Origin of the sequence: Pseudorhodoplanes sp. (assembly GCF_035565795.1) — a bacterium.
Taxonomy (GTDB): domain Bacteria; phylum Pseudomonadota; class Alphaproteobacteria; order Rhizobiales; family Xanthobacteraceae; genus Pseudorhodoplanes.
On record NZ_DATMRV010000201.1, the window covers coordinates 1 to 9,767 of the forward strand.

Annotated in this window: 8 protein-coding genes, 1 tRNA gene and 1 pseudogene; all 10 read left to right on the forward strand. The window is 67.3% G+C overall.

Translation table 11 applies throughout. The annotated features are described in order from the left end of the window. Positions 1-50: 50 nt before the first annotated feature. Positions 51-141, forward strand: a tRNA-Ser gene (locus VNZ93_RS17895). A 182-nt stretch (positions 142-323) separates the two neighbouring features. Next, complete coding sequence (locus VNZ93_RS17900) at positions 324-1,664, forward strand: tyrosine-type recombinase/integrase (RefSeq protein WP_325708160.1); 1,341 nt, start codon at positions 324-326, stop codon at positions 1,662-1,664. Between the two features lie 120 nt (positions 1,665-1,784). After that, positions 1,785-2,138, forward strand: coding sequence for a metalloregulator ArsR/SmtB family transcription factor (locus VNZ93_RS17905; RefSeq protein WP_325708162.1), 354 nt, complete (start codon positions 1,785-1,787; stop codon positions 2,136-2,138). Beyond that, on the forward strand, positions 2,135-2,605 hold the full coding sequence (locus tag VNZ93_RS17910; RefSeq protein WP_325708165.1) for an ArsI/CadI family heavy metal resistance metalloenzyme: 471 nt from the start codon (positions 2,135-2,137) through the stop codon (positions 2,603-2,605). The genes VNZ93_RS17905 and VNZ93_RS17910 overlap by 4 nt, the downstream gene beginning before the upstream one ends. Further along, positions 2,602-3,009: an arsenate reductase (glutaredoxin) gene (gene arsC, locus VNZ93_RS17915; protein ID WP_325708167.1), complete on the forward strand. Its 408-nt coding sequence runs from the start codon at positions 2,602-2,604 to the stop codon at positions 3,007-3,009. The genes VNZ93_RS17910 and arsC overlap by 4 nt, the downstream gene beginning before the upstream one ends. A gap of 25 nt (positions 3,010-3,034) precedes the next feature. After that, positions 3,035-4,075 carry an ACR3 family arsenite efflux transporter gene (gene arsB, locus VNZ93_RS17920; RefSeq protein WP_325708179.1) on the forward strand — a complete coding sequence of 347 codons (1,041 nt, stop codon included), beginning with the start codon at positions 3,035-3,037 and terminating at the stop codon, positions 4,073-4,075. A 423-nt stretch (positions 4,076-4,498) separates the two neighbouring features. Next, a complete protein-coding gene (locus tag VNZ93_RS17925; RefSeq protein ID WP_325708170.1) occupies positions 4,499-5,080 on the forward strand; it encodes an RNA polymerase sigma factor in 582 nt (193 codons plus the stop codon). Continuing rightward, positions 5,080-6,060, forward strand: coding sequence for a FecR family protein (locus tag VNZ93_RS17930; RefSeq protein WP_325708173.1), 981 nt, complete (start codon positions 5,080-5,082; stop codon positions 6,058-6,060). Before VNZ93_RS17925 ends, VNZ93_RS17930 begins: the two co-directional genes overlap by 1 nt. Positions 6,061-6,138: 78 nt before the next feature. After that, positions 6,139-9,078 (forward strand): TonB-dependent receptor, encoded by a 2,940-nt coding sequence (locus VNZ93_RS17935; protein WP_325708176.1) that lies wholly within the window; start codon positions 6,139-6,141, stop codon positions 9,076-9,078. An 80-nt stretch (positions 9,079-9,158) separates the two neighbouring features. Beyond that, a pseudogene (locus tag VNZ93_RS17940) lies at positions 9,159-9,767 on the forward strand (hypothetical protein); the annotation flags it as partial.

The following is a 9,767-nucleotide window of genomic DNA, read 5'->3' on the forward strand; positions in this document are numbered from 1 at the left end:
ACCTTGTCACAGCGCCGCCCGCCCGCTAGTGCGCCGCTCTTCCAGGACGCGGAGCGGTGGCCGAGTGGTCGAAGGCGCACGCCTGGAAAGTGTGTATACGGCAAAACCGTATCGAGGGTTCGAATCCCTCCCGCTCCGCCACCGACCCTTCCATAAGGGTTCGTAAAAGTCCGGTGGGATCGACTTTTCTCTCCTGAAATCCAACACTTAGCCGATCAGCTTGGCCACGACCGTCCGTACCCGTCCGAACCAATCCGGCGATTCGGTGGTACGCAAACGTGGTACGCGCGGTCGAAAAACGTGGTATTTTCAGGAGACCGGGAATGCTCACCGACACCAAGGTCCGCACGGCCAAGCCGCGGCCCAAATCCTACAAGATCGCCGATTCCAACCGACTCTACCTGCTGGTGACCCCCAGCGGCGGCAAGCTCTGGCGCTGGAACTATACTTACGGCGGCAAGCAGAAGAGCATGGCCTTCGGCGCCTATCCCGTCGTCTCGCTCGCCGACGCGCGCGCGAAGCGAGACGAGGCCGTCGCCATCCTCAGCGAGGGGCGGGACCCCGCCATCGCCAGGAAGCTCAAGATCGAGGCGAATATCGAGGCTGGACGGATGACGTTCGAGCGCGTCGCGCGCGAGTGGTACGAGAATTCCAAGGCGCAATGGGCCAAGATTCACGCGTCTGACGTGATCCGCAGCCTCGAGCGAGACGTCTTCCCGACCATTGGCGCCCTGCCGATCGCGCAGTTGACGCCGCCGCTCGTGCTGGGCGTGCTGCGCGAGATCGAGGCCCGTGGGGCGATCGAAACCGCCAAGCGGGTCAGGCAGCGGATCTCCGCCGTCTTCGTCTACGGCATCGCCCAAGGCGTCGTGGAGAATGACCCGGCCGAGAAGCTCGGCAAGGTCCTCAAGCCCCTGCGCAAGGGACGCCAGCCGGCGATCACCGACATCGAGCGGCTGCGCCAGATGATCAAGGATGCCGAAGAGGACAATGCGCGGCCGATAACGCGCCTGGCGCTGCGCTTCCTTGCCCTAACCGCGGTCAGGCCGAGCGAGCTGCGCGGCGCCCGATGGGGCGAATTCGAAGATCTCGACGGCCGCAGGCCCCTGTGGCGCATCCCCGCTGTCCGGATGAAGGGCGATCTCGATCGCAAGGAAGAACCCGACGGCGATCACCTGGTGCCGCTGGCCCGCCAGAGCATCGCGGTGCTGCGGGCGCTCTGGCCGTTGACAGGCGAGGGCGACCTCCTTTTCCCGAGCAACCGGCACGCCCATCGCCCGATGAGCGAGAACGCGATCGGCTACCTGCTCAATCGCGCCGGCTACCACGGGCATCATGTGCCACACGGCTTCCGGGCGGCGTTCTCGACCATCATGAACGAATGGGCGGAGCGACATGGCAAGGACCATGACCGGCAGGTCATCGACCTGATGCTCGCGCATGTTCCGAAGGAGAAGGTCGAGGGCGCCTACAACCGCGCCGCCTACATGCCGCGGCGGCGCGAGCTCGCGCAGAACTGGGCCGACATGCTCGTTAAAGGGCTGCCGGCGCCGGCTGTCCTCGTCGAACGGCCGGCGAAGGTAACCTGCGAGTGGTCGCGTCGGATCGTGCCCAAGTCGGTGCCCGGAGACTTCCGGTTCCGTCCACGCTCGGAGGCGGCCTAAGGGCCGCCTCCTTTTCGCGCCTAACAGCCTCCTCGCCCTTCTCGTTTCGAGAAGCGTCGAAATGATTTGACTTTCGCCGCGCAGCACGTCATTTCTACATAAATGGAAATGACGTGCTGCATGGATTCGGTCTCAGCAGTCTCGGCTTTGGGCGCGTTGGCGCAGGAACATCGTCTGGCGTTGTTCCGGCTGCTCGTTCAAGCGGGAGCATCCGGAAAGCCCGCCGGTGCAATCGCCGAGGCCCTCGGCGTTCCGAACTCATCGCTCTCCTTCCATCTCGCTCAACTGAGCAAGGCCGGCCTGGTGCGACAGGAGAGGCAGCATCGGTCGATCATTTATCGGGCCGACTATGCCGCGATGAACGATCTTGTGGGCTACCTCATGGAGAATTGCTGCGCCGGCGCTGATTGCGGCACGGCCCTCGGCTGCGCAGCCGAAGCCGTTCCAGCTCAACCGGAAAGGAAATCCGCATGAAGCGCCTGCACGTGCACGTCGGGGTGAACGATCTCGACCGCTCCATTGGCTTCTACTCGACCCTGTTCGGCGCCAAGCCGACCGTGGTGAAGCCCGATTACGCCAAGTGGATGCTCGACGATCCCCGCGTGAACTTCGCCATCTCGGCGGGCCAGCATGCCGCCAAGGGGATCGAGCATCTCGGCATCCAGGTCGAGAGCGGTGAAGAGCTTGCGGACGTCTATGGTCGCCTCAAGGCGGCGGATCATCCGGTGCTCGAGGAGGGCGCCACCACCTGCTGCTATGCAAGATCCGAAAAGAGCTGGATAGCCGATCCCGACGGCGTGGTCTGGGAAGCCTTCTTCACCAACGGCGAGGCGACCGTGTACGGCGACAGCCCTGCACTGGGCGCGCTCTCGGGCAATGCCGCAGAGAACGCCTGCTGTGCCACCGCCATGAAGGCTCCGAAGGTGGCCTGCTGCAAATGAGCGTCACCATCTATCACAATCCCGCCTGCGGGACCTCGCGCAACACACTGGCGCTGATCCGCGCCACCGGCAGCGAGCCGCAGGTGGTCCATTATCTCGACACGCCGCCCAGCGGGGAGGAGCTGGTCTCGCTGATCCACCGCATGGGGATCAGCCCGCACGATCTGCTGCGGCAGAAGGGTACGCCTTATGCCGAGCTGGGACTGGACGATCCCGCGCTCACCGACGAGCAGCTCATCGACGCGATGATTGCGCACCCGACCCTGATCAACAGGCCAATCGTTGTCGGTCCGAAGGGCGTTAAGCTCTGCCGCCCATCCGAAGAGGTGCTGACAATCCTCGGTCGGCCGCTCGAAACGGATTTCGTCAAGGAAGACGGCGCGGTGGTACCCGCCAATGGCTGACCAGGCGATGGCGGCGAAGCCCGCCATGACGAGTTTCGAGCGCTATTTGTCGCTGTGGGTCGCCTTCTGCATCGGCGTCGGCATCGCGCTCGGTGCGACGCTCCCCGGTGTCTTCGCAGCCATTGCTGAGGCCGAGATCGCGCGGGTCAACCTGCCCGTCGCGCTCCTGGTCTGGCTGATGATCGTGCCCATGCTGCTGAAGATCGACTTCGGCGCCTTGGGGCAGGTGCGCCAGCATATACGCGGCGTCGGCGTCACCCTGTTCATCAACTGGGCGGTGAAGCCCTTCTCGATGGCGCTGCTCGGCACCTTGTTCATCGGCTCGCTGTTCCGGCCCCTGCTCCCCGCAGACCAGATCGAAAGCTACATTGCCGGCCTGATCCTGCTCGCGGCAGCGCCGTGCACCGCGATGGTGTTCGTCTGGTCGAACCTGTGCGAGGGCGAGCCCCATTACACGTTAAGCCAGGTCGCGCTGAACGACGTGATCATGGTCTTCGCCTTCGCGCCTCTCGTCGGCCTGCTGCTCGGAGTCGCCTCGATCACCGTGCCGTGGGACACGCTGCTGCTGTCGGTCCTGCTCTACATCGTCGTGCCGGTGATCGTGGCGCAACTCATTCGCCGCCAGCGCCTTGCCACCGGCGGCACGGCGGCGCTCGACGCCCTGCTTCGCCGCCTCGGCCCGGTGTCGCTCGTAGCGCTTCTCACCACGTTGGTACTTCTGTTCGGCTTCCAGGGCGAGGCGATCCTGGCGCAGCCGCTCGTCATCGCATTGCTGGCCGTGCCGATCCTGATCCAGGTCTATTTCAATGCAGGACTTGCTTATTGGCTGAGCCGCCGTTTCGGTGTCGCCTGGTGCGTGGCGGCGCCCGCCGCGCTGATCGGCGCCAGCAACTTTTTCGAGCTGGCCGTCGCCGCCGCGATCAGCCTGTTCGGCCTGCAATCCGGCGCAGCCTTGGCGACGGTGGTCGGCGTGCTGGTGGAGGTGCCGGTGATGTTGTCCGTCGTCGCGATCGTGAATCGGACGCGCGGCTGGTACGAACGGCCGGGTTCCATTGCCGCGACCTGACGGGCGGCCGCTTGCGGATTCCTGCACTCCCCGGCTGGACCAACTCAGCGGAGCCTGCCTCCAGGTTCAAGCATCGACGGGTTCATTGTACCTGGCGCATCGATCGCGCCGGGGTTCGGCCTCCCGCTCAACGGGGTTGCGCATTAATCACTTCGAGCTAGTCTGACGCGGCGCCACGAGGGTGGCGCCGAGGCGTGAGAACCTCGCTTGGGAGTCCAGACCCGCACCCCTTCGGCCGGGTGGCCGACGCGCATGTCCAAGCCGCTTGCGGCCAAAGGCGCCGGCGCATGTCTCAAGCATGTTCTCAACACCCGGCTTTCGCCCCCGTGCGCTCACGATTGTGGGTCAAACGGGCATGGTCGGACACTTCGACGCAGGCGAACCAGCATCCAGGAAGGCGGCCTTGGCCGGCCGAGGCCGCCGATGCGGATGATCGGCGGCTTCCTCGCGGCCGTCACGGTTCCGCCGCTGGGCGAGGACGACCCCCTTCCACCCGAGGATCGCGTCGTTCGCCATTCGCTGGGCCTGGAAGACCTCTATCGCGTGCATGGTCCGCGGCTGCTCCGGTTCTTCGCGCGCCGGGCTGACCGGCAGGATGCGATCGACCTCGTCCAGGAAAGCTTCGTCCGGTTCGCGAGCTCCGCCGCCTGCCGCGACCGGACTGTCGAGTGTCCCGAGGCCTACCTCAACCAGATAGCCACGAACCTGCTGCGCGACCGCGCCAAGTTGGCGCTGCAGCGATCGCTCTCCAGCCATGTCCCGGCCGAGGACGTCCCCTTGGCCGGAGCCGACCTGCTCGCGACACTGGAGGCACGCGACAAGCTCAACCGGCTCCAGAACGCGCTGATGCGGTTGAAGCCGAAGACTCGCGAGATATTCCTCGCCCATCGCCTCGACGGATTGAGCTACAGGCAGATTGCGGAACGATCCGGCTTGAGCATCAAGGGCGTCGAATGGCACATGACAAAGGCGATTGATCTTCTTGATCGAGCCCTGAGGCGTTGATGGATCGTCGAGGCGACGGCTCGCGCGCACCGGACGAGCTGCGCGACCAGGCGATTGCCTGGCTGGCCCGGCTCCGGTCGGGGCCTACCGACCACGAGCGCGCTGAATTCATGGATTGGTATTCCGCCGACGCGCGCCATGCGAATACCTACGACGCGCTGCTCGACAGCTGGGACGACACTGCCCTCGCGGCGCAAACCCCGATCGGAGAGCGGTCCCAGGCTGCGACCCGGCAGCGCAGGACGAGGGTTGCAGCGGCCGCCGCCGCGGTGCTGGTCCTGCTGGTTGCGGGCAGCCTCGCCATGAACGGCTTCGTGCACCGCGACACGGCCACCCGCGCGATGCTTGCCAGTCGCGTAGGCGAAATCCGGACGATTGCGCTCGAGGACGGATCACGGGTCACGCTCGACACGGACAGCGTCGTGAGGGTTCGCTACGATCGCGACCAGCGGCGCCTCGAGCTGCAGCAGGGACGCGCCCGCTTCGCGGTCGCCCACGATGCCGAGCGGCCGTTCATCGTGGCGGCCGGTTCGAGCGAGGTCGTTGCCCGCGGAACCCTGTTCGATGTCGACCGCCGCCCGCGCCGGATCGTCGTTGCCCTGCTGGAGGGCTCGGTCGAGGTTCGCCGGAACGCCCCGGCGGGCGGATCGGGACAGACGATGCTGGCGCCCGGACAGCAGGTCACGATCGACGGCTCCGCTGCGCCTGCCAGGCCCACGAAGATCAGGCCGCCCGAAGCCCGCTGGCCGTCCGGGATGCTGTCGTTCGAGGATGCTCCGCTGGCGGACGTCGTGGCATCGGCCAATCGCTACAGCCCGACCAAGATCATCATCGCCGATCCAGCCACTGGGCAGCGCCGCTTTACCGGCACCTTCAAGCCGGGCGAACCCTCGCGGCTTGCCGAGACGATCGGGTCGATGTTCCGGTTGCGGGTCGACCGGGACCGGCCCGACACGCTCGTGCTCGCCAGCCAGGAATAATTTCCCAGGGTAACCGCGCTCGGTCGCGTCGAAGTCCCCCAAGCAACGCCAATCCGGCGTGCGCATGGGGGAACACGAATGTCGATTGTCCAGAAGGTTGCACTTGCCCTGTCCGCTTCGACCGTCGCGCTCTTGCCGACGGTGCCGGCGATGGCGGCCCAGGAACAGCGGTTCGCCTACGCTCTTCCCGCGCAACCGCTTGCCCAGTCCCTGCGCGATGTGTCGATCCGGTCCGGGCGGGACATCGTCGCGCCGGCAGGGCTGCTCCGGGGCAGGTCCGCCCCGCCGGTCCGCGGCAACTATACTCTCGAGGAGGTCGTCGAGGCGCTCCTCGCCGGGTCGGGCCTCGCAGCGCGAAGGGTGGGCGACGGGCTGGTGATCGCTCGCACGCAATCCACGCAGGGCAGCCCGGAAGGCGAACTCGCCAGCGAAGAAGCGATCGTGGTCACCGGGACCCGCATCCGCGGCTCCGGCCCGGTTGGCTCGACGGTCACGACCGTCGACCGCGAGGCGATCGACCGCAGCGGCTACGCCACAACGCAGGACATCGCACAGACCATTCCACAGAACTTCGGCGGGTCGCCGGGCGAGGGTGCAGGCACGGGCTCGTTCAACTCGGACTCGGGCTTCAACACGGCGGCCGGCTCGAGCATCAACCTGCGCGGGCTAGGCACCGGCTCGACCCTCGTGCTGCTGAACGGAGACCGACCGGCGCTCGGCGGCTTCTCGGGCGTGTTCAGCGACATCTCCATGATCCCGGCCTCGGCGATCGAACGGATCGAGATCGTCGCCGACGGCGCGTCGGCGGTCTACGGCTCCGACGCCGTCGCCGGCGTGGTCAACATCATCCCCCGGCTCGACTTCACCGGCGGCGAGACCCGATTCCGGATCGGCACCGCCGATGGCGATTCCGAGGACGTCGTCGCCAGCCAGCTTCTCGGAACCCGCTGGTCCGGCGGGCATGCCATGATCGCCTATGAATATTACCGGCGGACGCGGCTCGCCGCCGCTGACCGGGCCTATGCCACGGACGACCTGCGGAACTACGGCGGCACGGATAACCGAAGCCGATATGCGAGCCCCGGAACCATCATCGCGGCCAACGGCCAGACCTTCGCGATCCCGCGCGGGCAGGACGGGCGAGACCTGGCCGCAAGCGACCTCGTCCCCAATACGGTGAACCTCGGGAACGACTGGGACCAGGCCGACCTGCTTCCCGACCAGCGCCGGCACTCCGTCTTCGCCGCGGCCAGCCAGGACCTTGCTCCCGGCATCCGCCTCTATGCGCGCGGCCTCTATTCCTCGCGGAGCTTCAGCCAGCGCGAGAGGCCGATCAGCAACGCGGCGCGGACGGTGCCGGTGACGAACCCCTTCTACGTCGACCCGATCGGGACCGCGCGTCCGGTACGGGTGCAATACAGCTTCGTGCGCGACCTCGGCCCCGAGACCACCAGCGGCGGCGTCGAAGCCTATGGCGGCAGCCTGGGCGTCGAGGCGGACCTGGGCCGATGGAATGTCGACCTGCACGGCACATGGGGGCGGCAGGTCGAACGAACCACCATCTCCAACCGCGTGAACACGGCGCGGCTCAATGCGGCGCTTGCCGATCCCGACCCGGCAACCGCCTACAATCTCTTCGGCGACGGGCCCTCGACCAATCCGGCCACGATAGCAAAGGTGCGGGGCTCAACGCGCTCGGGCAACAGCGGCACCGTCTGGTCGGCAGCCCTGCGGGCCGATGGTCCGCTCGTCTCGCTGCCCGGCGGCGACGTCCGCCTCGCGGTCGGCGGCGAATATCGCGAGGAGCGGTACGAGGACCGGGCGACGATAAGCGACGTCAACACGCTGGCACCGGTCGCGCTCCAGCCGATCGCCCTGCGTGGCCCGCGGCGGGTCCGGGCCGCCTATGGCGAACTCCATGTGCCGGTCTTCGGCGAAGACTTGCGCCTTCCGGGATTCCACCGGCTGGACCTCTCCGCCGCCGTGCGGACCGAGCACTACAGCGACTTCGGGACCACGACCAACCCGAAGCTCGGCATCGCCTGGGAGCCGCTGCGCGGCCTCGCCATCCGCGGGACCTGGGGCAAGTCGTTCCGCGCGCCCAACTTCAACAACCTGAGGCAGGATCCCGCCAACTCGCTCTTCTTCACCTACACGCTGCCCGATCCCGCGTCGCCCACGGGCCAGACGAACGTGCTGGTCCTGCGCGGGAACGATCCAGGGCTGCGCCCGGAACGGGCGACGAGCTGGACCGTCGGCATGGACGTCCGGCCGCCCTTTATCCCGGGGCTCCATGCAAGCATCACCTACTACAATATCGACTACCGCGACCGCATCGCTTCCCCGGCGGCAAACCTGCTCAACTTCCTCGTCAACCGCGAGACCTACGAGGGCATCATCGACCCGGATCCCTCGCTCGCGACGATTCAGGGCTATTTCGCGGCGCCGGTCTTCCAGAATCCCTTCAATTTGGCGCCCGAGCAGATCGAGCTGCTGATCGACGCGCGGCTGCAGAACCTGTCGACCGTCAGGCAAAGCGGGCTCGACGTTGACCTCGGCTACAGCTTCGATGCCCTTGGCGGGAGGGCGGACATCGGCCTCGCCGGGGCGTACATCTTCCATATCCGCCAGGCGCTCACGGCGAGCGCCCCCGCCACCGACGTCGTCGACCGGCTCGGCAACCCGGTCGACCTGCGGCTGCGCGCCCGCGCCGGATGGTCCGGCGAGCGCTGGAGCGTGTCGCTCTTCGGCAACTATCTCGACAGCTACACCAACCTCACCAACGCGGTCCCGCAGGAGGTCCATTCCTGGACGACCTTCGACCTGCAGGTCGGCTATCGCTTCGGCGAGGAAGGAGTCGGCCGCGGCCTGCGTGTCGCGCTGAGCGCCACCAACCTGTTCGACCGCGACCCGCCGGCGGCCGCCTACTTCCTCGGTCCGTTCTCGGTCGGCTTCGACCCGGACAATGCCAGTCCGCTGGGCCGCGTCATCTCGCTGACGGTCACCAAGACGTGGTGAGGGCCATGTCGCGCTGCCTGCTTGCAGCTTCTTGCCTCGCTGCACCCTCCGTCGCCTCCGCCGACTGCCCCGAGCGATTGATGTCGCCCGGGTCCTCCAGCGCTCGCGACGTCAGTCCGCGCGACCTCCTCGGGCTGCGTGATTTCGGCCGGTCCGATACCGCGCTCTCCGGCCCATCGCCCTTCAGCCTGTCGCCGGACGGCACCGAGCTTGCCATTGCCCTTCGTCGCGCGGACCCCGACGCCGACCGCTATTGCATCGGCATCGTCATCGTCCCGCTCGATCGAGCCAAGCCAGCACGGCTGGTCGATGTCGGCGGCGAGTTCATCCTGGCTCGCAGCGACAGCCACGGCCTTCCCGACCTGGCGATAGGCACCGAACAGGCCATCACGCCCCTGTGGTCGCCCGACGGCCGCTGGCTCGCCTACCTGCGCCGCGATCGAGGGGTGACCCAGGCCTGGCGTGCCCGCACCGACGGAAGCCACGCCGCTCCCGTCACGCGCGATGCCGAGGACGTGCGGGCGGTACGCTGGTCGCCGGACGGCGGGGCGCTGGTGGTCACCTCGCGGCCGATGGCGGCTGCACGGGCGGAGATCGACCGCGAAGGCCGGCGCGGCTTCCTCTACGACCGGCGGTTCTGGACGCTGTCCGAGGCGCGTCCGCGCCCGCGGCTGCCACTGCCGACCGTT